This window comes from Solwaraspora sp. WMMD1047, from assembly GCF_029626155.1.
Taxonomy (GTDB): Bacteria; Actinomycetota; Actinomycetes; order Mycobacteriales; family Micromonosporaceae; genus WMMD1047.
This window is the reverse complement of sequence record NZ_JARUBL010000001.1, coordinates 5,520,945-5,544,204: the sequence shown is the minus strand read 5'-3', so window position 1 is coordinate 5,544,204 and position 23,260 is coordinate 5,520,945. Positions and strand designations below refer to the sequence as shown.

The window sequence follows — 23,260 nt, the reverse complement described above, 5'->3', positions numbered from 1 at the left end:
CGCACCAGCACCCGGTCAACTCACCGGCACCGTGGTGGTCACCGTCGCCTGGTCGATCTCCGAGATCCGCAGCGTGAAGCGGACCTCCCAGTCGCCGGGGATCGGGAAGTTCAACGCGCCGATGGCCTGGTTGTCGTCCACCCCGAGCATCAGGGTGGAGACCGGCTCCACGTTCCGGGCCGGCAGCAGGGTGGTCACCGTCCACTCCTGCACGGTGATCGGCTGACCCTTGGCGGTGTAGGCGAAGGCGTGCACGGTGTTGCTCTCGCCGAGCTGCACCGGGTAGATGCTGAACGACAGCGTGTAGAGCGGGCTCTCCAGGGTCTGGGCGAAGTCGTCGATGCGCGCCTCGGCGGCCTCGATGCCGGCCTGCCGGCCGGGCGTGGTCTGCGCCAGCACCGCGGTCAGCCCGAGCACCACGGCGGTGGCGGTCACCTCGACCCCGACCAGGGCGCGCAGCCGCCGCCGGGCCGGCCCGGCGCCGGTGCGGGCCGCGACGACGCGGCGTGCGTACGCGGCGGCCGACAGCGCCACCGCGAGCAGCGCGATCTTGCCGAGCACCAACCGCGGGTACGCCGAGTCGAGCAGGGCGTCGAGCGGGCCGACCTCCAGCAGGGCCTGCACCAGGCCGCCGCCGACCAGCCAGATCACCGCCACGGTGGCCCACCGGGACCAGACCGGCATGATCACGCCCAGGGTCCGGGGCGCGGCCCGGGGGAGCAGGATGGTCAGCAGCGTCACCAGGCCGCCGAGCCAGACGGCCATCGCCGCGATGTGCACGGTGTCGGCCAGCACGCTCACCACCGGCAGCACCGAGGCGACCGGGTGCCCGGCCAGCGGCCAGGTCGCGGCGCCGGCCAGCCCGGTCAGCCCGAGCAGTGCGGCCCGCCGCCGCCCGACCCGCCCGACCCGCCCGACCCGCCCGACCCGGCCGGCCTGCCCGGCCTGCCTGACCCGGCCGGCCTGCCCGACCCCGCCGGTCAGCACCGGTCGGAGCAGGGCCGCGGCCAGCCCGAGCAGCCCGAGCCGGGCCAGCAGCACCAGGCCGAGTTGGCTGTCGAGCACCTGCCACAGCTCCAGCGGCGAGGCGTCGTACGCCGGGGCGGCGCTGGTGAACGGCGCCTGCAGCCAGATCGCCGCCAGGGTGCCGGCGGCCACCAGGGCGAGGCCGACCCGGACCAGGCGCACCCCGGCGGTCCGGGACAGCCGTCGTGGCCAGAGCAGGGCCAGGAACAGCGCCGGCCCGGTGATCAACGTCAGCCCGGCGTAGCCGAGGTACTTGGCGACCGGGGTGGCGACCTGCACGCTGGGGTGCACCTCGTGGGCGGGCAGCTCGGGCGCGGACGCGGACGGGGCGCCCACCGCGAACGTGTAGGCGCCGCCGATCGGGTGGCTGTCCGCGGAGATCACCCGGTAGCTGACCAGGAAGGTGCCGAGCGGCTTGTCGGCCTCGCGGATCGGGATCCGCAGCACCGTGCCGCGCACCGAGGGCTCGCCGTCGTTGATCCGCTTGCCGTCCGGGGCGAGCACCTGGACCCGGCCGGTCACCGGCCGGACCGGCTCGCTGAAGGTGATCGTCACCTCGGTCGGGTTCTGGCCGAGGACCGCGTTCTTCTCCGGGGTGGTCGCCACCACGGCGGCGTGCGCGCCGGCCGGCGTCGCCGGCCAGCCCACCCCGAGCAGTCCGCCGGCGAGCACGGCGAGCAGCACCAGCGCGGCGGCGCGGGTCCGGGGGGCGGCGGGCGGCATCAGGCGATTGTGGGTGAACCACCGAGCCGGGTGGGCGGCGGGTCCGGGGTCGTCCGGCGCGGTTCCGGGATCGCTCGGCGCGGCGGTCGGCTCGCGGTTCGGCCGCCCGGCATCACCGTACGGCCGCCAGGTCGGGGCCGGCGTAGCCGGCGCTGCGGGCGGTGGCCGGATGCATGATCAGATCGGCCGACGGGGCCTCCGGCTCGCCGTGCAGCCGGCGGCCGTAGCTGAGCATGCCGTCGACCAGCCGGCGGACGTCGTGCTGGGGACGGACCACCAGCCGGACGAACTGGCTGGTCATGCCGAGCTTGTTGCCGCACTCCCGGATGTAGACGCCGTACCGGCTCATCAGGTATTCCTTCAGGCCGACCCCGTCCCAGCCGAGCGGCAGCTTGACCAGGATGAAGTTGCCCTGGGACGGATAGATGGTCAGCCCCGGCACGTCCATCAGGTCGTCGGTCATCTGGGCCCGGTCCCGGGAGAGCCGGCGCAGGCTGTCCCGGTAGTCGGCCTCGTACTCCTTGATCATGAAGACCACGGCCTCGGCGAGCGAGTTCAGGTTCCACTTCGGCAGCGCCTTGCCGATCTTCCCGGCCAGGGCCGGGTTGGCGATCAGGTAGCCGAACCGGATGCCGTGCAGACCGAAGTTCTTGCCGAGGCTCTTGAGCACCACCATGTTCGGCCGGATCGCCGCGTCCGGCCCGACGGTGGGGTGCCGCTCGTGGTCGACGAAGTCGATGAACGACTCGTCGACGATCACCAGGTCCAGGTCGTGCAGGGCGTCGACGAACCGCAGCACGTCCCGGCGGGGCAGGTAGTTGCCGTCCGGATTGTTCGGGTTGCAGATCACCGCCACCCGCGAGCCACGGGACCGGATGAAGTTGAGATACCCGTCCAGGTCGAGGACGAAGTTCTCGGACTCCTGGAGCAGGTGCATGTCCACCCGCTTGCCGGTCTCCAGTGGCTGGTCGGTCCACCGGCCGAAGGTGGGGATCGGGATCGCCACGCTCTCCTTGATCAACAGGTGGTCGATCCAGGTGATCAGCTCGGTCGAGCCGTTGGCCATCGCGACGGTCTGCGGGTGCAGGTTGAGCACGCTGGCGAGCTGGTTGGTGATGGTGCCCGAGTCGCTCGGGTAGTACTTGAGGATCGACTCCAGGTTCTCCGAGAGGGCGCCGAACATCGCCGGGGTGGGGAAGTAGGGGTTGCACGGGATACAGAAGTCGACGATCTCGGCGCCCTCTCCCATGCTGCGCTCCAGCGCGAAGTACGACGCGCTGTGTGCGCCCTGCCGCATCAGGGTCGGATCGATGCTGCTGTGTCCGTGTCGCACGTGCCCTCCAGTCTGGTGGCTGGTCGGCCGGGGTGGTCGGCCCGAGCGGCACCGGAGGCGCCACTCGCGTGCAGGGGTACGGATTACCGGCACCGAACGGTTCAATGACGATTGAAAACTGCGCGTAACCCGGTCCTGAGCTGCGCAATCGCCCGAGTGGACCGGTCGGGCCGGCCGGCGTACCGGGAAATTGCCGGACCATTTCCCGCAGCTGCCGGCGGCGAGGGTCAGGATAGCGGCAAAGGCGGCTTAAGTTTTTCTTATCGTTTCTTGTTGCCGGTCGTCGCGCCGGACCGCCGGCGCGGACGTCCGACCGGCGTCGCGGCGGTTGCCGGCCACCGGGTTTCGGCCGTCGGGAGGCGGGTGGCGGGCCGGCTGGGCGCCTTCGGTCAGCCGCTGGCTCTTGGTGATCATCGGGTAGCGGCGTGCAGTATCCGCAGCACAAAGCCACGCTTAAGACGGGCCGTGCGGGGGTCTGGCCGACTGCGGTCGGCAGTGGTGAAATGAAATCGCGTCTAGACTCAACCGCTCGGCCCGTTCCTACGTACCTGGGGAGGGACAGGACCACCGGGTGCACCCGACCCGGTGGTGAACCTTCCCGAAACGGTTCCTGCCGAACCGAATGGAACGAGCAGGGAGGGCTGACCGCACCGGGCCGGGGGCAACCGGCCGGGCGGGACGCGCGGCACAGATGGGGAAGATCGAGGAGCGTATGGCCCGGACCAGGCAGATCCAGCGACCGCCCGAGATCCCGCGGACCACCAGCAGCCGGTCCGGCTCGGTCCGTTCCAAGTCGGCTCTCGCCCTGCTCATCGGATCCGCGCTCGCCGCGGTCTGGGCGGTGGCGATGCTCACCCCGGCCGGCCGGATCGCGTACGTGTACATGTTCGTGTACCTGGAGTTCTATCTCGGTCCGGTGACCCTGGTGTCGCTGACCCTGACGGTGATGCTCGGCCTGGTGGCCACCGACCGGTCGGTGTTGATGATCAAACAGCGGGTGGTGCTGCAGTCCTCGCACCGCGCGCTCGGTATGGTCGCCGTCGGCAGCCTCGTCCTGCACATCCTGACGAAGGTCGCGTCCGGCCGGCTCAACCCGCTCGAAGTGCTGCTCCCCTTCATCTCCGGCCGGGGCATCCAGGGGTTCTGGGTCGGGTTGGGCTCGGTGGCCGCCTACCTCATGGTCGCCACCCTCTGGACCGGCATCATCCGGGCCCGGTTCGTCGGGGTCGGCAAGCCGTGGGTGTGGCGGGCACTGCACAGCACCGCGTACGCCTCCTGGCCGTTCGGACTGCTGCACGGGCTCAAGGCCGGCCGCTCCGCCGCCACCTGGGTGACGTTGAGCTACATCGCCTGCATCCTGCTGGTGGTCATCGCGCTGCTGATCCGGCTGGCGGCCTCGATCGGCCGCAAGCGCAAGGAGGCGGCGCAGACCACCGGTTCGATCAAGGCGGTCGGCAAGCCGGTGCAGACCGGCTCCGAGTCCTGGACGACGCTGGCCGGCGCGGCGAAGCGCATCGCCGGCAGCCGGGAACGGGTGGCCCGCCAGCCGCGGCTGGGGCGGGACGTGGAGGAGAGCTTCACCAGCTCGCTGGCGCCACCCGATCCGCTCACCGACTCGTGGGTCCGCTTCGGCGACGTCCGCAAGGGCGACTCGCCCGGCCAGCGGCCGAACCGGTTCGCCGTACCCGAGGTGCCGCTGCCCAGGTCGGGGACCCGGTCGGTGCCCGAGGATCCGTGGGACAGCCCGCGCCGCTGGTCGGCCGAGCGCAGCGCGCCGGAGGACCCGTGGGACAGCCCACGTCGCTGGTCCCCCGAGGGCCGCCCGGAACGCCCGGCGGCGAACCGACCCCAGTACCAGCGGGTCGAGGAGCAGGCGCCGGCGGCCCTGCGGGAGGAGACCCGGGAGATCCCGCGCCGCCGCCCGGTCGCCGAGCCGGCCCCGGTCGAGTCGCGCCGCAGCCGGTCCGCCCGGTATACCGAGGAGGAGGACGAGGCGCCGGTGACCGGGTCGCGCCGCGGCCGGTCGCCCCGGTACGCCGACGACGAACCGGCGGCGCCGGTGACCGAGTCGCGCCGCAGCCGGTCGACGCGGTACGCCGATGACGAGGACGATGCCCCGGTGGTGCAGCCGCGTCGGAGTCGGTCGGCGCGGTACGCCGAGGAGGAGGACGAGGCGCCGGTGGTGGAGGCGCGGCGGCGCACGCCCCGGTACGCCGATGACGAGGACGATGCCCCGGTGGTGCAGCCGCGTCGGAGTCGGTCGGCGCGGTACGCCGAGGAGGAGGACGAGACGCCGGTGGTGGAGGCGCGGCGGCGCACGCCCCGGTACGCCGATGACGAGGATGACGCCCCGGTGGTGCAGCCGCGCCGCAGTCGGTCGGCGCGCTATGCCGACGACGAGGACGACGCCCCGGTGGTCGAGCCGCGCCGCGGCCGGACGGCCCGCTACGTCGAGGAGGACGACCAGCCGCTGCCCGACGACGACACCCCGACCCTGGTCGACCTCGCCTCCCGGCGGGCCCGCCGGGCGGCCGCCGAGGGCGGCACGTCGAGCAGGTCGCGGAAGAAGAAGGCAGCCGCCGACGCGGTCGACGAGGCGTACTGGCGGAGTCTGCGGGGCGAGGCGCAGTGAGTCTCAGCGCGATGCCGCCCGTCGCCTGCTTCGACGAGCCGCGGCTGACGGCCGGATTCGAGCAGTTCGGCCGCCTCGACCTGCGGGCGCACGAGGAGGTGCACGGCCCGATCAACCCGCTCTCGGCGGCCTCGCTGCTCAAGCTGGCCGACGGGATCGAGCTGAAGGGCAAGGGCGGCGCGGGATTCCCGTTCGCCCGCAAGATGCGGGCCGTTCTGGAGTCGGCCGACAAGCAGGACCTGCCGGCCGTCGTGGTGGTCAACGCCACCGAGGGCGAGCCGGCGAGTTGGAAGGACAAGGTGCTGCTCACCCGGGCGCCGCACCTGATCCTCGACGGCGCGGCGCTGGCCGCGTACGCGTTGGACGCCGAGGAGATCGTGATCGGGGTCGCCGACGACGGCGTCGGTGAGGGCTCGCTGGCCGCCGCGCTGAGCGAGCGGCGGATGCCGGTGCAGACCGGCATCGTCACCGTGCCGCACCGGTTCATCTCCGGCGAGGGTGGCGCACTGGTCCGCGGCATCAACGGTGAGGCGCACATCCCGCCGGGCGTCAAGAAGCGGGCCAGCGACTCGGGTGTCTCCGGACTGCCGACCATGCTGTCGAATGCGGAGACCTACGCCCAGATGGCGATCGCCGCCCGGCTCGGCCCGTACGACTACGCGGCGGTCGGCACCAGCGACGAACCCGGCACCGTCCTGCTGACGGTGACCGGCGCCGCCGGTCGGCCGGCGGTGGTGGAGTGCCCGGCCGGCACCCCGCTGAAGGAGATCCTCGACCTGTGCGAGGTGCCGCCCGGCCCGGGCGTGCTGGTGGGCGGCTACCACGGCAAGTGGATCACCGCGGAGGCGGCGGCCAAGGCGGAGGTGTCCCGCAAGGGGCTGGAGGCGGTCGGCGGCGTACTCGGCGCCGGCATCGTCATCCCGCTCAGCGAGGACACCTGCCCGCTGGGCGAGGTGGCCCAGGTGGTGCAGTACCTGGCGGGGGAGTCCGCCGGCCAGTGCGGCCCGTGCCGGCTGGGGCTGCCCGACCTGGCCCGGTCGGTCGACCTGACGGTGGCCGGCAGCGCCGCCTCGGAGGTGGTCCGGGTCGCCGCGAACGTGGTCAAGGGTCGGGGCGCGTGCAGCCACCCCGACGGCAGCGGCCGGTTCGCGATCTCGGCGATGGAGGTCTTCGCCGAGGACCTCGCCGCGCACAGCACCCGGGACGGCTGCGGTCGCAAGGTCAAGGGCCTGATGGGCCTGCCCCCGAGCGCCGGCAGCAACTCCTACCGGCTCTCCGTCGACTGGTCCCGGTGCGACGGCCACGGGCTCTGCGCGCACGTCGTACCCGAGTTCATCCGGTTGGACGGCAACGGCTTCCCCGCCTTCCCGCCCACGCCGGTGCCGACCTGGCTGGAGGCCGGGGCGCGCAAGGCGGTCCGGATGTGTCCGGCCCTCGCGTTGCGGCTCTCCGGCGACAGTCACTGACGAAGGAGGCAGTGCCATGCGGAGCCGACCTGCGGCCGTGATCCTGCTGGCCGCGGCCCTGTTCGCGACGGCCGCCTGCGCCGGCGGCCGGGACCCGGCCGGCGGCGACGAGTCCGTGGTGGTGCAGGCCGAATCGACCGGTGGATCGGTCGCCGCGCCGGTGCCGGTCGCCGACCTCCTGAAGTTCGACAGCCGGACGCTCGACGGGCAGGCGTTCAACGGGGCCAGCCTGGCCGGCCGCCCCACCGTGCTCTGGTTCTGGGCGCCCTGGTGCGCCACCTGCGCCGGCCAGGCCGCCTCCATCCGGGACATGTTCGCGGCGCACGCCGAGCAGGTGAACATCGTCGGAGTGGCCGGCCTCGGCGACGAGAAGGCGATGCGCGAGTTCGTGGCCGAATTCGAACTGGCCGGGGTGACCCAGCTGAACGACCAGACCGGCGAGGTCTGGCGCCGGTTCGAGGTGACCGAGCAGAGCACCTACGTCTTTCTCGACGGTGCCGGCCGGATGACCCACCGCGGCTGGCTGGACAGCGTGCAGTTCGAGTCGCAGGTCGCGGCCTTCGCCGCCGGCTGAGTCGCCGTACGGCAGGCCCGCGGGACCCTCGGCCCACCTGGTGGGGTGGCCGGTCAGAGACGGATCGGCATCAGGATGGAGAAGGCCCGCTCGTCGCCGGGCAGCCGGACCGCGAGCGGCCGGATCGGGCCGTCCAGCTCCAGCACGAGTTGCCCGCCGCCACCGGCGTCCAGCGCCTCCAGCAGGAACTCCCGGTCGACGCCGACCGGGCCGCCGCCGGCCGCCAGCTCGTCGCGGCCGAGCACGGTGAGCGCGCCGCGGTCGTTGATGCTCAGCGCGACCACCTGGCGGGTCGTGCCGTCGTGCTCCCGGCTGAGCACCGGCCCGGGGTCGGCCAGCAGCGCCGCCCGCAGGGCCGGGGTGTCGACGGTCGCCCGGCGTGCTCCGGGGCCGCCGGTCTGGGCACCCAGCAGGCGCCGGTAGTCGGGGAAGTCGTGCTCCAACGGCCGGCCGTGCACCTCGTCCTGGCCGACCCGCAGCCCGATCCGCCCGGCGGTCAGGGTGAGCGTCACCTCGCCGGGGCCGGGATCGGGGCCGGTGAGCAGCGCGCGGGCCGCGTCGACGAACCGCACCGGGGCCAGCAGCCGGACGACCCCCGGCCCGGACCCGTCGGCCCGGTCGGACGACGGGCCGGGTGCCACCGGATCTTTCGCGGTCGGCCCGGTCGGTGGCGGTTCGGTCAGTGGCGGGCCGGGTCGGTGGCGGATGGGCGCGGCGGCGACCGCGAGCCGGTACCGGTCGGTGGCGACCAGGCGCACCTGCTCGGTGTCGGCCTCGAACAGCACGCCGCCGAGGACGGGCAGGTCGGGGTCGGTGCCGACGGCGAACCGGACGGCGGCCAGGGCGCCGGCGAGGTCGGCGCCGGCGAGGGTGAGTTCCGGCCGGCCGGCCGGGAGGTGCTGCTCGGCGTGGTCGAGTTGGGCCTGTACCCGGGCCAGCTCCCGACGGGCGTCGGCCAGACCGCCGGCCAGCCGACGCAGGTGCTGCGCCAGCAGCGGCCGGACCGCTGCCGGGTCCGGCCAGCCGCGCAGCACCAGCGCGATCTCGGCCAGCGGCATGCCCACCCGGCGCAGGCTGGCCAGCAGCCGGGCCTGCGCCACCTGGTCCGGGGCGTACCAGCGGTAGCCGGTGTGCGGATCGACCCGGTGTGGGACCAGCAGCCCGGCGCCGTCATAGAAGCGCAGGGCACTGACGGTGAGTCCGCCGGCCCGGGCCAGCTCACCGATGCTGAGCGCCCGCACCGTCGCGTCGTCCCGCACCGTCGCGTCGTCCCGCACCGTCACCTCGTCCCGCGCTGCCGCCTGGGTGTCCATGGTCGCCCATGCTGCGGGCTCGACCTGGTCGAGGGTCAACCCGGTCGTCGCGTCCGGCGCCGGTCAACGCCGGGGCGGCCAGTAGCCGCCGAGCACCTGGAACTCCTGCTCCGGCCCGCTGCCCCGGCCGACGTAGAAGGCCAGGTCCCGGTCCGGTCCGCACATCCGGTCCAGGTAGATGCTCCGCAACGCCCGCAGCAGCCGGTCGTCGGAGAGCCCGGCGAGCCGGCGTTGCAGCGCGACGAACTCCCAGTCGTCGATGCGCTGCCGGTGCCCGGCGCAGGACCGGTCCTGACACCGGTACCGGTAGGCGCCGCTGAACCGCGGGACCTCCGGCAGTCCGTGGTCGTCGTCGGGATCGGGGTCGACCCGGCCGAGATAGGCCAGCAACCTGCGCCGCTCCGGCGGCGTCCACGCCGGGTGCGGGGTGAGCAGCAGCCCGTCCACGTCGGTCGGGCGGACCAGCCCGAGGGAGCGCCCACCGGTACGCTGCCGGGCGTCGCGGTCCAACCTGCACATCGACACCTCGACGTACGGGTCGAGCCATTCCCGCCGACGCTGCCACTGCTTGAGGTGCACCTCGCGGATCAGGGTGTGCATGGCCGGGCGCCAACTCTCCCGGCGTGGATCGTGCCGGGCCCGCCGGGCGTCGACCGAAACCAGGTCGTACGCCTGCAGTCGCCCCTCCTCGGCCAGGTCGCGAGGGTCGACCGGGTAGAGCCGGATCCAGCCCGGTCGGTGCGGATCGGTGCTCAGGCCGGCCGCGTACATGGTCTCGTCGACGCTGTCGCTTGGGCGTGGTGCGGTTTTGGCGGTGATCAGAAGGCGGAGCCGGGTGGTCTCGGGTGAACCGGCCGGGGCCGGCTCGGTCGGGTCGGGATCGAACGGGGACAGTTGAGACACGCGCACCCTCCGCCAGCGCATAGCTGAAGGCACTGAGATAGCTCATGGTAGCTGTGCGATTACATCCGAATGCGTAAGCATGGCACATGTCCCGGCCGACCGGCCACACCCGAAATACATTCCGGTACATCTCGGTGACCGGTAATCCATCACCTCGTGATAGGGCCGGACAGGTATAGTCGTCTACATTTAAATTGGTCTATCGAGAGCATAGTGTGCTGGCTGGGAATCATCCCGCTCCGTCACCCCAGGAGGTTCGCCCATGCTCCGGATCCGTGTCCCTCGTAGACCCGAGGGCGGGACCAGCAGTCGCCGCGCGGCGCTGGCCAGACTCGCCATGGTGTCCGCCCTCGTCGCGGCAGGTCTGTCCTGGCCGGCCACCGCCGGCGCCGCCGAGACCGCCGCCAGCACCGCCACCGCCACCGCCACCACCACCACCGCCTCCGCCGGGGCTTCCGACGACGTCGGCATCCTCGTCGTCAACGGTCGCCCGGCCACCGAGAACTACTCGTTCATGGTCTACGTCTCCGGCTGCACCGGCTCCCTGATCAAGGCGAACTGGGTGGTCACCGCCAAGCACTGCCCGAACCCGTCCTCGGTCCGGGTGGGCAGCGTCAACCGCACCAGCGGTGGGGTGGTCGTCCGGGTCAGCCGGGTGGTCAACCACCCGTCGATCGACGTCAAGCTGTTCCAGTTGGCGAGCTCGGTCAGCTACGCGCCGGCCCCCATTCCCACCAGCTCCGGCGCGGTCGGCACCGCCACCCGGATCATCGGCTGGGGCCAGACCTGCGCGCCGCGGGGCTGCGGATCGGCGCCCACGGTCGCCCACGAACTGGACACCTCGATCGTGGCCGACAGCCGCTGCCTCGGCATCAACGCCACGTACGAGATCTGCACGAACAACACGAACGGAAACGCCGGCGCCTGCTACGGCGACTCGGGCGGACCGCAGGTCCGGCAGATCTCCGGCCGGTGGGCGTTGATCGGCGCCACCAGCCGGGCCGGGAACAACAACTCGACCTGCGCCACCGGGCCATCGATCTACGGCGACCTGCCGTCGATCCGGTCCTGGATCAACACTCAGGTCGGCGGCCTGCCGGCCTGACCAACGACTTTCCTCCTGCGTCACCTCCGGTGGCCCGCCCGATCGACCGGTCGGGCGGGCCACCGGACCGGTCGACCGGATCGGCGGGACGACCTCCCGGGCCGTCCGGGTGACCTCCGCGCCGTCAGGAGAGCGTCCGGAAGGTGATGCCGGCCCGGATCAGCCGTCCGGTCAGCGCGTCGCCCATCGCCACCGCCGTGGTCACCTGCCCGGCGGTGCCGGGCAGCTCGTCGAAAGCCAGGCAGAGGGCCGACTCGGCCACCATCTTCGCCGTCTCGTCGTAGCCGGGATCGCCGCCGGACACCTCGGTGACCACCCGCTGTCCGCCGCCCTCGCCGACGAACCGGACCCGGAACCAGCTACGGGCACGTCGGGCAGCGGCCGGCCCACTACCGGGTGCCACCCGGCCCAGCAGCCAGGATCGCGCCGGTGGGATCCGGGTCAGCCCGGCGATCGCCGCCACCCCGCCCACCGCCGCCAGCGTCGTCGGCAACCGGCGCAGCGAGGCGAAGTGCCGGTACCGAAAGTCCGGCCCGTACACCGGCAGCGCGGCGGCGGACCGGCGTACCACCTGGGGGTCGATGGTCGGTAGCGGCAGCACCCAGCCGGACTGCCCGGGTGCCCGGCCGGGCCGGCCCGGCACGGTGCGGACCCGACGGCCGTCCGGTCGCGGCTCGGCGAGCCGCCGTTGCCGGGCGACCCGGGCCGCCTCCCGCCGCCGGGCGACGGCCGACGCGGCCGAATGGACGGTGCCGCCGGAGAATCCGCCGGCCGCCCGGACGTACCCGTCCACGGTCAGCGGCACGTCCCGCGGCAACTGCCCGACCGTGAAGTAGACCCCGAGGTCGTGGGGCACCGAGTCGAATCCGCAGGCGTGCACCAGCCGGGCCCCGCTGGTCACCGCCCGCTCGTGGTGGCGCAGGTACATCAGATCGACGAACTCCTGCTCGCCGGTGATGTCGACGTAGTCGGTGCCGGCCGCCGCGCAGGCCGCGACCAGCGGTTCCCCGAACCGCAGGAACGGACCGACCGTGCTGATCACCACCCGGGTCGACGCGGCGACGGCGGCGACGTCGGCCGGGTCGGTCGCGTCGGCCCGCAGCAGCGGCAGCTCCGCGCAGGCCGGGTTCACCACGGCCAACTCCCGGCGTACGGCGGCGAGTCTCTCCTCGTTCCGGCCCGCCAGCGCCCAGCGCAGCCCGGCCGGGCCGTGGTCGGCCAGGTAGCGGGCGGTCAGGCCACCGGTGAACCCGGTGACGCCGAAGACAACCAGGTCAAAGGGGCGATCATCGGCCATCGCACGAGTCTGTCACCCGGACCGGGCAACCGCCGGGTGAGTCGGGACCGGATCAGGGTGAACCGCCCTGATGCCCAGGGGGTGAACAGCCCCGGGCCGGGTATCCGCGTCGCGGCCGACGATCGGGGGTGCGGGGGTGACCGGTGAACCGATCGAGGGCGCGACGCTGGCCGGCCGGCCGCTGCTGGCCGGCAAGCTCGCGGTGGCACCGCTGCCGGCCGACCCGGTGGTCGCCCGGCCTCGCCTGTTCGACCTGCTCGACCGGGGAGCACGCGGACCCGTCACGGTGCTCACCGCGCCGGCCGGGTACGGCAAGAGTGTGCTGCTCGGCGCCTGGGGCCGGACCCGGGTCGGTCCGGTCGGCTGGCTGACCGTGGAGCCGGGCGACGACGGCGCCCGGCTCTGGCCGTACCTTGCGATGGCGGTGCGTCCGGTCGGACCGGGACCACCTCCGGAGCCCGACGGCGGCGCCCGGGGCGGTACGGATCTGCCGATCGACGTACCCCGGGTCATCCTGGACGGACCGCTCGGCGCCGACTTTCTGGAGCAGCTCGCCGTCGACCTCGCCGACCGTCCGGAACCGGTCACTCTGATCATCGACGATCTCCACCTGGTCACCGACGCGGCGTTCCTGGCGGGGCTGGAGTTCCTGCTGCGGCACGCGGGCCGGCGGTTGCGGCTGGTGGTCGCCGCCCGCACCGAGCCCGCCCTCGGGCTGCCCCGTCGGCGGCTGGCCGGCGGTCTGACCGAGATCGGCGTGGCCGAGCTGGCCTTCACCCCGGCCGAGGTCGTCGAGCTGCTGGCCGGGCAGGGCCTGCGGCTCCCCGAGGAGCAGGCCGCCGACCTGTGGGAACGGACCGAGGGCTGGCCCGCCGGGCTCCGGCTCGCCGCGCTGGGGCTGCGCGGACACCCCGATCCGCCCGGGTTCATCGCCGGGTTCGGCGGCGACCACCCGGCGGTGGCCGCCTACCTGGGCGAGGAGGTACTCGTCGGGCTGGACGAGCGCACGCTGGACGCGTTGACCCGACTCTCCGGCGCGGACCACCTGACGCCGGAGCTCTGCGACGCGGTCACCGGCCGGACCGACGGCGCACTGCTGCTGGCCGAGACCGATCGGCGCACCGGGTTGCTGCGCACCGACGGCCGCCGGCCCGGGTACCGGATGCAGCGGATGTTCGCGGAGTCGCTCCGCGCCCGACTGCGGCGGTGGCCCGCCGCCGACCTGGCCGAGCTGCACGCCCGGCTCAGCGACTGGTCGGTCCGGACCGGCGCCGTCGGCGACGCGCTCCGGCACGCCCTGCACGGCCGGCGGTGGCCGCTCGCCGCCGACCTGCTCGCCCGGCACTGGCCCGAGCTGGTCCCGTTGAGCCGGGACCACAACCGGGCGGTACCGCCACCCGAGCCGGAGCCGGAACTGGTCCAGACCGACCCGGGGGTCGGCCTGGCGTACGCGCTGGAGCGGCTCGCCGCCGGTGACCTGGCGGCGGCTGGTCGGCACCTGACGCCATTCGACCCGGCCGGCGGGCCCGACCGGGACCGGTGGGCCGAGATCCGGGCGGTGTTGGCGCTGGTCCGGGCCGAGCGGGCCGGTGAGTACGAGACGCTCCGCGCCGGCTGCGCGGCGCTGCTGCGCCCGGCCGGGCCGGGGTCGGACGCCTGGCCGGGGGCCGCCGCCCGGGCGGTCGCGCGCGGCCTCCTCGGCGCGGAACTCCTGGCCGCCGGTGAGCTGGCGACGGCGCAGGCCGCGCTGACGGCGGGAACGGCGGAGTGCGCGGCCGCCGGACTGCCCCGGGCCGAGCTGATCTGCTCCGCCCGGCTGGCCCTGACGGTGGCGCTGTCCGGCCGGCTGACCTCCGCCACCGAGCTGGCCCGACGGCTGCTGGCGGTGTCGGCCACCGACCCGGAGCGCGCCGGACCGGCGGCGCCGCTGGCGGCCGGCTACGCGCACCTTGCGCTGGCCGTGGTGGCGCTGCGGCGCGACCGGGTGGCCGAGGCCGAGGCCGAGCTGGCCGCGGCCACCGCGGTACCGGGCAGCGCCGACGAACCCGGACTCGCCGTGCACGCGGCGTGGCTCCGGGGCGAGCTGGGACGAGAGCGGGGGGACCCGGTCGCGGCCTACCGGGCCGTGCGGGACGGCCGGGACCGGCTGGCCGGACGACCCGGGTCGTCGGAGTTGGCGGCCCGATTCGCGCTGCTGGCCGAAGAACTGCGCGCCGCGGCCACGCCCGCCGCCGCTGACCTGGCAAGGCCGGACCTGACTGGGCCGGAATCGACTGGGCCAGACCTGACTGGGCCGGATCCGGTCGGGCGGGAACTGGCCGGGGCCGGACGGTCGGGGGCGCCGACCGTGGTGTGGGCGGTGGTGACGGCGCGCGGTCTGCTCCGGGCCGGCGACGCCGCGGCGGCGGCCCGGGCCCTGCCGGACTGGGCCGGCCCGACCGGCGCGGCCTGGCCGCTGGACCTGCGGATCGACGCCGGGCTGCTGGACGCCCTCGCGGCCCGCGCCGTCGGCGATCACCGGCGGGCGGCGCGAACCCTCGAACGGGTGCTGGAACTCGCCGAGCCGGACGGCCACCGGCGGGTCTTCCGCACCGCCGAACCGCCGGTGCGCGACCTGCTCACCGCGCAACTGGACGCCGGTACGGCGTACTGGGCCACGGTGCTCGAACTGATCGGGGCGGACCGGCCCCGGCCGGCCGCCGGGGCGGCGCCGGCGGCGCCGAGCGAGCCGTTGACCGAGCGGGAGCTGACCATCCTGCGGTACCTGCAGAGCATTCTGTCCAACGTCGAGATCGCGGCCGAGCTGTCGCTGTCGGTCAACACCGTCAAGACCCACGTCCGCAACATCTACCGGAAGCTCGACGCCACCCGGCGCCGGGACGCCGTCCGCCGGGCCCGGGAACTGCGCCTGCTGTGACCGTCACCCGCCGCGGGCCGTCAATCGTCGGGTTCCTCGGCGGCGTCCACCGCGGCCAACAGGTCCGGCAGCGCGTACGGGCCGTCGTGTCGGAGCCCGTTGACGAAGAAGGTCGGCGTGCCGTTCACCCCGCTGCGGATGCCGCCGACGAAGTCGCCGCGCACCCGGTCCAGGTGGACGTGGTCGGTGACCTCCCGGGTCACCTCGTCCGCCGGCAACCCGACCTGCTGCACGCCCAGCGACAGGTGCACCGGATCGATCTGGTCCTGGTGCTCGAAGAGCCAGTCGTGCAGCTGCCAGAACCGGTCCCGGTCCGTGCCCGCCTCGGCCGTCTCGGCCGCCACCTCGGCGTACGGGTGGAGGTTGGTGACCGGGAAGTGCCGGAACACCACCCGCACCCGGTCGGGTCGCTGACGCAGCACCTCGTGCACGTTCTCGTACGCGGCCCCGCAGTGCGGGCACTGGAAGTCGCCGTACTCGACCAGGGTGACCGGCGCGTCGGTCCGGCCGCGGACATGGTCGCCCCCGCCCACCGGAACCCGGAGCCGGCTCACCGCGACCTGCGTCTGGGTGCTGCTCATCGCTACCTCGATTCGATCCGCGCCACCGGTGGCGCCGGCCCGGGACTTCGGTCTCGCCAGGTCAGACAGCGACCTGGCGCCGGCTGGACAACTCCTCCAGGGCGTCCAGGATGAGGTCCGCGCCGGGATTGACGTTCGACGGTCCGATGTAGCGCCAGGCGATGATGCCGTCCTGGTCGATCAGGAAGAGCGCGCGGGCGGCGCAGCCCTCCGGCTGGTAGACGCTGTACCGCCGGGCCACCGCGCCCTTGGGTTCGAAGTCGGAGAGCAGGGGGAACCCGATCCCCTTCTGCTCGGCGAACGCCTTGTGCGACCAGGGGCTGTCCACCGAGATGCCGACCAGCGCGGCGTTGAACCGCTCGAATTCCGGCATCGCCAACTGGTAGAGGGACAACTGGTCGGAGCAGACCGGGCTCCAGTCGCCGGGGTAGAAGACCAGCACCGTCGGCCGCCCCCGGAACGAGGCGAGGCTGACCTCCTCGCCCGGCCCGGAGGGCAGGGTGAAGGTCGGCGCCGGTACGCCCGGGTGCACGCTCGGGTTGGGGTCGGTCATGGTCGCAGCTTCCTTTCGCGCGGGTGCGGCCGGTCCACCCGGCCGCCGGGTGGGCGGCGGTCACAGCCGGACCGTGATGTGGTTCTCCACGAACGTGACGCCGGGTGCGGACCAGGCCACCCGCTCGGCTTCCTCGCGTTCCAGCCAGGACCGCACGACGCCGCGCAACTCGACCGTGTCGTGCTGGACGTCGATGCTGATCCGGGCCGCGTCGGTCTCGACGCTGCGGACCAGCGCGGCCTCGATCCGCCGTTTCAGTTCGTCGGGGGAGAGGTTCGCCCGGGGCCGCACGCCGATCGCGTTCGTCACCCCGCGGACCCCGGCGAGCCGGCGGACGGACCGCTCGGCGGCCCGGCGCTGGTATTCCCACTCCACCTCGCCGCGGACGACGACCCAGCCGCGGGAGACGGTCACGTCGAGGTTCTCCACCGGTACGAAGGCGTCCCACTCCAGCGCCCGGGTCGCGGCCAGCGCCAGGTCGGGGTCGGTGCGTTCGGCCGCGGTGGGTAGCCGTACCTCGATGTCGTTGGCGACCGCCCGGACGGTGCTGACCCGGTGCGCGGCGCGTTCCGCCGCCCACTTCTTGGCGTAGTTGTCCACCCAGCCGGTGAGGGTCACCACCCCGGCCTGCGCGGTCACGCCGATCTCGTGCGGCTGCACCCGTGGTTCCCAGTTCAGTTCGTCGAGCACGTCCCGCTGCAGTTCCTCGTCGGTCCGGCTGATCATCGGGGTGCTCATGGTCGTCCCTCCCACAGGTCGATGTCGGCCAGTACCGATGCTGGGGCGGAACCGGGTGACCGGACCTCACCCGGTTGGGGCGAGCGCGCCTACCGGGTGGGGTGACAGTCCGGACCCGGATAGGCGATTATCGACTGTCGATCGATGTGATCAAAGCCCGGCCGTGAGGAAGAGTGCATGACGACGGAACAGGACGTCCAGGACAGCCCGGCCCGCCGGCGGACTGGGGGGACGCTGCGGCTGTTGCGCCACGAGTGGACCCTGGCCATCATCGGTGGCCTCCTGCTGGCGGCCGTGCTCACCTGGCCGACGCTGGCCCACCCCGCCAGCACCATCCCGCAGGACATCGGCGACCCGATCCTGCAGGCCTGGCAGATCGCCTGGGGCGGGCACGCGCTGCTCACCGATCCGACCCAGCTCTGGCACTCCAACACGTTCTTCCCGGAGCGGTACACCTACGCCTACTCCGACACCCTGCTCGGCTACGCGCCGTTCGGCATGATCGGTTCCGGACCGGTGGCCGCCGTGGTCCGCTACAACATCCTGTACGTGCTGACCCACGCGCTCGCCTTCGTCGGGGCGTACGCGCTGGTGCGTCAGCTCGGCGCGGGCCGGATCGGGGCGGCGGTGGCCGGTGTCGGCTTCGCCTTCGCCCCCTGGAAGCTGGCCCAGGCCGGGCACCTGCACGTGCTCTCCATCGGTGGCATCGCGCTGTCGCTGGCGATGCTGGCCCGGGGACACGGCTGGTCGCTGCGGGACGGCTACCGGCCCCAGCGGCGGCGGCCGGCCTGGGCGCTGGCCGGGTGGCTGGTCGCCGCCTGGCAGATCACGCTCGGCTTCGGCATCGGCCTGCCGTTCGGGTACGTGCTGGCGTTGATCTGTCTGGCCGCCGCCGCCGGGTACGGCTGGTCCTGGTGGCGACGTCGGGTCCGGCCGCCCTTCGGCCGCCGGTTGCTCGTCGCGGACCTGGTCGGCGGGGCGCTCTTCACCGGGACCACCGTCTTCATGGCGCTGCCCTACCTGCGGGTGGTCGAGCTGCATCCATCGGGGCGGCGGACGCTGGCACACGTCGCCCAGTTCTCGCCGCCGCTGCGCGGCTTCGTCACGGCGCCGCCGGAGTCCTGGCTGTGGGGGGAGCGGCACGCTCCGCTGCGGGAGACCCTCTCCTTCGCCGGTGAGATGACGCTGCTGCCGGGGGTGGTGCTGATCGGGCTGGCCTGCGCCGGCCTCTTCTTCTCGGCCTGGTCGGTGCGGCACCGGCTGCTGCTGGCCGTCGCCACGGTGATCAGCGTGATCCTGGCGTCCGGCACCACCTTCGGCGGGGACGGCGACCCCGGGTACGCGACGCTGATGAACGTGCTGCCCGGCTGGGACGGGATTCGCACCTCCGGCCGCCTGGTGCTCTGGACGACGCTGTTGCTCGGCATCCTGGCGGCCGGTGCGCTGACCGCCGTCACCACCCGACCGCCGACCACCGACCCACCCGCCGCCCCGGACGCCGACCCGGCCGAGCCCTCGGACCCGGATGCCGGCCGGGCCGAGCCGGCGAACCCGGACAATGACCGGACTGAGCCGTCGGGTGCGGGAAGTGGTGAGCCGGTGGGGGCGGGCGCGGGTCGGCCGGTGGACTGGTTGCTGCGGGCGCTCGCGCTGGTGCCGCTGGCCCTGGTGATTCTGGAGGGGGTGAACAGGACTCCGCACCCGCCGCCGCTTCCGCAGCCGGTGGCCATCCGGTCGGCGGTCGAACCGCTGCTGGTGCTACCGAGCTACGGCACCCTCGAATTCAGCGTGATGCTCTGGGGCACCGACGAGTTCCCGCGGATGGTCAACGGTCTCGCCTCGTTCACCCCGGCTTCACAGGCGCAGACCCATGCTGTCACCGCCAGTTTCCCTGATCCGGTGAGTGTCGCGTATCTGCGTGACCTTGGTATCCGTACCGTGATTCTCTTGCCGGGGTACGCGGTCGGCACGCCATGGCAGGATGTGGGGAACCGGCCGGTGGACGGGTTGGGCATCGAACGCCGGGAGGTGGGCGATGCCGTCGTGTTCGAGATTTCGAGTTGAGTTGCCGGGTTGAGATTGTCATCAGGTGAAGCGGTCAGGTGAGCCCTTCGGGCGAGGCGTGGGCGATCGCCGTGGCCAGGCGGCCCGCCCGCTCGTCGGCAGCGCTGTGGACCGGCGCATCGCCGCGCTGTTCTTCGGGATCGTCGCGATCGGCCTGGGACCGGCCGTCTGGCTGGGCGGCACCATGCTGCGTACCGAACCGGCGCCGCGGCAGCCGGCCCCGTCGGTGATCAGCTCCGTCAGCCCGGTCCCGACCGGGCAGGCCGCCCCGACGCCGGGTGAGTTGGCCCCGACGGCAGACCCGGCCGCCGGCGCCGACGGCGGCGCGGTGGACGGTGGCGCCGCCGGAGAGCTGCCGGACGATCCGGTGATCGTGCCGTCGAACCCGCCGCGGCCACCGCCCCCGGTGCTGCCCCCGCGTCAACCGCCGCCGACGCGACCGGCCGTGACCCCGACTCCGACCCCGCCGGCATCGCCGACCGGGGAGCCGACCGAGCCGCCCACCGAGCAGTCGCCGGCCGATTCCGGGTCCGGACGCCCGCGATGACCGCGTCGATGGCGGCCCGGACGATCGGCCGGGCCGCCCGCGAGGCGGCCGAGGCCGCCGCCGGCCGGGATCCGGCGGCGCTGGAGCGGGCGGTGGAGAAGCTGGCGGAGCAGCGCCCGGAGCAGGTCGGCCTGGTGCTCGGCGGGACGCTGCGCCGGCTGCTGGAGCAGTCCCACCCGGACGGCCTGACCGGCGACGACCTGCGTGACCTGGTGGTCGGCTGTGCCCGGGGAGCCGCCGGCTGGCTGCCGGAGCTGGACCCGGGGGTGCTGGCGGTGGTGTTGACCGGTGCGCTCGGGGTGCAACCGTCGCCGGAAGAGACCGGGCCGGTCGACCCGGCGGCACTGGCCCGGCACGGCGCGCTGTTGATCGCGGAGCTGGCCCCGGCCACCGGGCGGCCGGTGGCCGACCACCTCTCCGACGCGCTCGCCGAGATCGCCGTCGACCAGACCATGGAGTTGCCGTAACCGGCTGGCCTTTGTTTGGGTGTCCAACTATTGACAGCGCTGACGTGCGTGTGTGAGTGTCTGGACCAGACCGGTGCGGGAGCCAGGACGCCGGAGCGGAAGCCGTCGGGCAGCCTCCGCCAGCTCGCCCCCATGCACGCGTTCGGCGCGGCGGCCGATGGCGTCTCCCCGGGAAGATCCCGCACCCGACGCCCTTTCGTGCATGGCGGCTGTCCATCCCTGTGAACAGCGCAGCTCTTAGAGGGAGCCGTACATGCGTAGAAGTCTCGCCAGCGCGCTGGCCGCCGTCGTGGCGGCCGGTGCGGTGGCCATGGCCATCCAGGTGGCCGTGAGTCCGACGGCCGCACCGGCGTCGGCGGCGGTCTCCGAGCCGTACTCCTGGAAGAACGTCCGGATCGACGGCGGCGGTTTCGTCCCGGGCATCGTCTTCAACCCGACCGAGCGGAACCTGATCTACGCCCGCACCGACATCGGCGGCGCCTACCGGTGGGAGCAGGCGAGCCAGACCTGGACGCCGCTGCTGGACTGGGTCGGCTGGGACAGGTGGGGCTGGAACGGCGTGCTGAGCCTGGCCACCGACCCGGTCCAGACCAACCGGCTCTACGCCGCGGTGGGCATGTACACGAACGACTGGGACCCGAACAACGGCGCCATCCTGCGCTCCACCGACAAGGGCGACACCTGGCAGGCGTTCGAGCTGCCGTTCAAGGTCGGCGGCAACATGCCGGGCCGCGGGCAGGGCGAGCGGCTGGCGGTGGACCCGAACAACAACGCGATCGTCTACTACGGCGCCGAGGGCGGCAACGGGTTGTGGCGGAGCACCAACCACGGCGCCAGCTTCACGAAGGTCGCCAACTTTCCCAACGTCGGCAACTACGTCGCGGTGCCCGGTGACTCCTATCAGGGCGGCAACCAGGGCGTGACCTGGGTGAGCTTCGACAAGAGCACCGGTATGGCCGGCAGCACCACCCAGACCATCTACGTCGGCGTCGCGGACAAGGAGAACCCGGTCTACCGCAGCACCAACGGCGGCAGCAGCTGGCAACGCATCGCCGGCCAGCCGACCGGCTACCTGGCCCACAAGGGCGTGGTGGACCACGTCGGCGGCTTCCTCTACATCGCCACCAGCGACACCGGCGGCCCGTACGACGGGGCGAAGGGCGACGTCTGGAAGTTCAACCGCGCGACCGGCGCCTGGACCCAGATCAGCCCGATCCCGTCCAGCAGCACCGACGCGTACTTCGGCTACAGCGGCCTGACCATCGACCGGACCAACCCGAACATCCTGATGGTGGCCACCCAGATCTCCTGGTGGCCGGACGCGATCTTCTGGCGCAGCACCGACGGTGGCGCCACCTGGTCGCGGATCTGGGAGTTCACCAGCTACCCGAACCGCACCAAGCGCTACACCATGGACGTCACCTCGGTGCCGTGGCTGACGTTGGGCGCGAACCCGCAGCCACCGGAGGAGACCCCGAAACTGGGCTGGATGAACGAGTCGGTGGAGATCGACCCGTTCGACGGCAACCGCTTCATGTACGGCACCGGCGCCACCATCTACGGGTCGACGAACCTGAAGAACTGGGACACCGGCGGCACGGTGACGATCCGGCCGATGGTAGGTGGCCTGGAGGAGACCGCGGTGCTGGACCTGATCAGCCCGCCGACCGGCGCGCCACTGATCAGCGGGCTCGGCGACATCGGCGGCTTCCGCCACACCGACCTGGCCGCGGTGCCGCCGATGATGTTCCAGCAGCCCTACTTCACCAGCACCAACAGCCTCGATTTCGCCGAGCTGAACCCGAGCGTGATGGTCCGGGCGGGCAGCTTCACCGACGCCGACCGGCCCAACGACAGCCACGTCGCCTTCTCCACCGACGGCGGGGCGAACTGGTTCCAGGGCACCGAGCCCGGCACCATCAACAGCGGCGGCACGGTCGCCGCGGCGGCCGACGGCAGCCGGTTCGTCTGGGCCCCGGGCGACGCCGGCCAGCCGGTGGTCCACACCGTCGGGTACGGCAACTCGTGGACCCAGTCGACGGGAATCCCGGCGAACGCGGTGATCGAATCCGACCGGGTGAACCCGAACAAGTTCTACGGGTTCTCGGCCGGCACGTTCTACGTCAGCACCAACGGCGGGCAGAGCTTCACCGCCACCGCCGCCACCGGGCTGCCCGACATCGAGGTGAAGTTCAAGGCGGTGCCCGGGGCCGAGGGCGACATCTGGCTGGCCGGCGGGAACGGCCTGTGGCGCTCGACCAACTCGGGCGCCAGCTTCACCAAGCTGGCGAACGTGGCCAGCGCCGTGAACGTCGGCTTCGGCCGGGCCGCGCCCGGCCAGTCCTACCACGCGGTCTACACGATGGCGACGATCGACGGGGTGCGGGGCGTCTACCGGTCGGACAACGCCGGGGCGGCCTGGGTCCGGATAAACGACGACCAGCACCAGTACGGCAACGCGGGCGAGGCGCTGACCGGTGACCCGCGCGTCTACGGGCGGGTGTACCTGGGCACCAACGGCCGTGGGGTGCTGTACGCCGACCGCCTCGGCGGGCCGACCAGCGGTCCCACCACGACCGCTCCGCCGCCCACCACCACGCCACCACCGACCACGACCCCGCCGCCGCCCACCACCACACCGCCACCGACCACGACCCCGCCCACCACGACCCCGCCGCCCACCACGGTCACTCCGCCGCCGACCGGTGACTGCGCGGCCTCCTACCGGGTGACCGGTTCCTGGCAGGGTGGTTTCCAGGGCGAGGTCACCGTCCGCAACACCGGCACCACGACGATGACCGGCTGGGCGGTGACCTGGAGCTTCGCGAACGGGCAACGGATCGCGCAGCTCTGGAACGGCAGCCACACCCAGAGCGGGGCGAACGTGACGGTCCGAAACGTCAGCTGGAACGGCGTGCTGGCGCCGAACGCCACCGCCACGTTCGGCTTCCTCGGTAGCTGGACCGGCACGAATGCGGCACCGACGCCGCTGTGCACCCGCGGCTGACGGCAGCCGCCGGT

At 73.2% G+C, this 23,260-nt stretch carries 17 protein-coding genes; 9 read left to right on the top strand and 8 right to left on the bottom strand.

Translation table 11 applies throughout. The annotated features are described in order from the left end of the window. Positions 1-15: 15 nt before the first annotated feature. Positions 16-1,749: a copper resistance protein CopC gene (locus O7627_RS25245; protein WP_278095963.1), complete on the bottom strand. Its 1,734-nt coding sequence runs from the start codon at positions 1,747-1,749 to the stop codon at positions 16-18. Between the two features lie 112 nt (positions 1,750-1,861). Continuing rightward, a complete protein-coding gene (locus O7627_RS25240) occupies positions 1,862-3,082 on the bottom strand; it encodes a histidinol-phosphate transaminase (protein ID WP_278095962.1) in 1,221 nt (406 codons plus the stop codon). Positions 3,083-3,794: 712 nt separating this feature from the next. Here O7627_RS25240 and O7627_RS25235 point away from each other — a divergent pair. Genes O7627_RS25235 through O7627_RS25225 form a run of 3 tightly spaced genes read left to right on the top strand, consistent with a single transcriptional unit; the run spans position 3,795 to position 7,754 of the window. After that, complete coding sequence (locus tag O7627_RS25235; RefSeq protein ID WP_278095961.1) at positions 3,795-5,714, top strand: hypothetical protein; 1,920 nt, start codon at positions 3,795-3,797, stop codon at positions 5,712-5,714. Continuing rightward, entirely contained in the window at positions 5,711-7,180 is a 1,470-nt protein-coding gene (locus tag O7627_RS25230) for an NADH-quinone oxidoreductase subunit NuoF family protein (RefSeq protein WP_278095960.1), read from the top strand. The genes O7627_RS25235 and O7627_RS25230 overlap by 4 nt, the downstream gene beginning before the upstream one ends. 16 nt (positions 7,181-7,196) lie before the next feature. Then, on the top strand, positions 7,197-7,754 hold the full coding sequence (locus tag O7627_RS25225; RefSeq protein ID WP_278095959.1) for a redoxin domain-containing protein: 558 nt from the start codon (positions 7,197-7,199) through the stop codon (positions 7,752-7,754). Positions 7,755-7,807: 53 nt separating this feature from the next. Here O7627_RS25225 and O7627_RS25220 read toward each other — a convergent pair whose 3' ends face one another. After that, entirely contained in the window at positions 7,808-9,067 is a 1,260-nt protein-coding gene (locus tag O7627_RS25220; protein ID WP_278095958.1) for a MerR family transcriptional regulator, read from the bottom strand. Positions 9,068-9,130: 63 nt separating this feature from the next. After that, positions 9,131-9,970: a hypothetical protein gene (locus tag O7627_RS25215; RefSeq protein ID WP_278095957.1), complete on the bottom strand. Its 840-nt coding sequence runs from the start codon at positions 9,968-9,970 to the stop codon at positions 9,131-9,133. Between the two features lie 337 nt (positions 9,971-10,307). Between O7627_RS25215 and O7627_RS25210 the strand changes: the two genes are divergently transcribed. Continuing rightward, a complete protein-coding gene (locus tag O7627_RS25210; protein WP_278095956.1) occupies positions 10,308-11,075 on the top strand; it encodes a trypsin-like serine protease in 768 nt (255 codons plus the stop codon). Positions 11,076-11,199: 124 nt separating this feature from the next. Here O7627_RS25210 and O7627_RS25205 read toward each other — a convergent pair whose 3' ends face one another. Next, entirely contained in the window at positions 11,200-12,372 is a 1,173-nt protein-coding gene (locus O7627_RS25205; RefSeq protein ID WP_278095955.1) for a saccharopine dehydrogenase NADP-binding domain-containing protein, read from the bottom strand. A gap of 136 nt (positions 12,373-12,508) precedes the next feature. Here O7627_RS25205 and O7627_RS25200 point away from each other — a divergent pair, with 136 nt between their 5' ends. Continuing rightward, positions 12,509-15,289, top strand: a complete 2,781-nt coding sequence (locus tag O7627_RS25200; protein ID WP_278095954.1) for a LuxR family transcriptional regulator — start codon at positions 12,509-12,511, stop codon at positions 15,287-15,289. 20 nt (positions 15,290-15,309) lie between these two features. Here the strand turns inward: O7627_RS25200 and O7627_RS25195 are convergent, their stop codons facing one another. From O7627_RS25195 to O7627_RS25185, 3 genes are all read right to left on the bottom strand, one after another. Then, complete coding sequence (locus O7627_RS25195; protein ID WP_278095953.1) at positions 15,310-15,870, bottom strand: thioredoxin domain-containing protein; 561 nt, start codon at positions 15,868-15,870, stop codon at positions 15,310-15,312. Between the two features lie 61 nt (positions 15,871-15,931). Further along, entirely contained in the window at positions 15,932-16,423 is a 492-nt protein-coding gene (locus O7627_RS25190; protein WP_278095952.1) for a redoxin domain-containing protein, read from the bottom strand. 60 nt (positions 16,424-16,483) lie between these two features. After that, a complete protein-coding gene (locus O7627_RS25185; protein ID WP_278095951.1) occupies positions 16,484-17,161 on the bottom strand; it encodes a BON domain-containing protein in 678 nt (225 codons plus the stop codon). Positions 17,162-17,338: 177 nt separating this feature from the next. On the opposite strand from O7627_RS25185, the gene O7627_RS25180 reads away from it, so the two are divergent. The 4 genes from O7627_RS25180 to O7627_RS25165 all read left to right on the top strand — a co-directional run bounded on the left by O7627_RS25180 (position 17,339) and on the right by O7627_RS25165 (position 23,246). Then, positions 17,339-19,225 carry a hypothetical protein gene (locus tag O7627_RS25180; RefSeq protein WP_278095950.1) on the top strand — a complete coding sequence of 629 codons (1,887 nt, stop codon included), beginning with the start codon at positions 17,339-17,341 and terminating at the stop codon, positions 19,223-19,225. A gap of 58 nt (positions 19,226-19,283) precedes the next feature. Beyond that, complete coding sequence (locus tag O7627_RS25175) at positions 19,284-19,772, top strand: hypothetical protein (protein ID WP_278095949.1); 489 nt, start codon at positions 19,284-19,286, stop codon at positions 19,770-19,772. Continuing rightward, complete coding sequence (locus O7627_RS25170) at positions 19,769-20,239, top strand: hypothetical protein (protein WP_278095948.1); 471 nt, start codon at positions 19,769-19,771, stop codon at positions 20,237-20,239. Before O7627_RS25175 ends, O7627_RS25170 begins: the two co-directional genes overlap by 4 nt. 253 nt (positions 20,240-20,492) lie before the next feature. Further along, the gene (locus tag O7627_RS25165; RefSeq protein ID WP_278095947.1) at positions 20,493-23,246 is read left to right on the top strand and encodes a cellulose binding domain-containing protein; all 2,754 of its coding nucleotides are present in this window, start codon (positions 20,493-20,495) and stop codon (positions 23,244-23,246) included. Positions 23,247-23,260 lie beyond the last annotated feature (14 nt).

Excerpts from the sequence above, each read along its gene's own strand:
- O7627_RS25245 (WP_278095963.1), bottom strand. The coding sequence starts at position 1,749 with ATGCCGCCCGCCGCCCCCCGGACCCGCGCCGCCGCGCTGGTGCTGCTC.
- O7627_RS25235 (WP_278095961.1), top strand. The coding sequence starts at position 3,795 with ATGGCCCGGACCAGGCAGATCCAGCGACCGCCCGAGATCCCGCGGACC.
- O7627_RS25225 (WP_278095959.1), top strand. The coding sequence starts at position 7,197 with ATGCGGAGCCGACCTGCGGCCGTGATCCTGCTGGCCGCGGCCCTGTTC.
- O7627_RS25220 (WP_278095958.1), bottom strand. The coding sequence starts at position 9,067 with ATGGACACCCAGGCGGCAGCGCGGGACGAGGTGACGGTGCGGGACGAC.
- O7627_RS25210 (WP_278095956.1), top strand. The coding sequence starts at position 10,308 with ATGGTGTCCGCCCTCGTCGCGGCAGGTCTGTCCTGGCCGGCCACCGCC.
- O7627_RS25205 (WP_278095955.1), bottom strand. The coding sequence starts at position 12,372 with ATGGCCGATGATCGCCCCTTTGACCTGGTTGTCTTCGGCGTCACCGGG.
- O7627_RS25195 (WP_278095953.1), bottom strand. The coding sequence starts at position 15,870 with ATGAGCAGCACCCAGACGCAGGTCGCGGTGAGCCGGCTCCGGGTTCCG.
- O7627_RS25190 (WP_278095952.1), bottom strand. The coding sequence starts at position 16,423 with ATGACCGACCCCAACCCGAGCGTGCACCCGGGCGTACCGGCGCCGACC.
- O7627_RS25185 (WP_278095951.1), bottom strand. The coding sequence starts at position 17,161 with ATGAGCACCCCGATGATCAGCCGGACCGACGAGGAACTGCAGCGGGAC.
- O7627_RS25180 (WP_278095950.1), top strand. The coding sequence starts at position 17,339 with ATGACGACGGAACAGGACGTCCAGGACAGCCCGGCCCGCCGGCGGACT.
- O7627_RS25170 (WP_278095948.1), top strand. The coding sequence starts at position 19,769 with ATGACCGCGTCGATGGCGGCCCGGACGATCGGCCGGGCCGCCCGCGAG.
- O7627_RS25165 (WP_278095947.1), top strand. The coding sequence starts at position 20,493 with ATGCGTAGAAGTCTCGCCAGCGCGCTGGCCGCCGTCGTGGCGGCCGGT.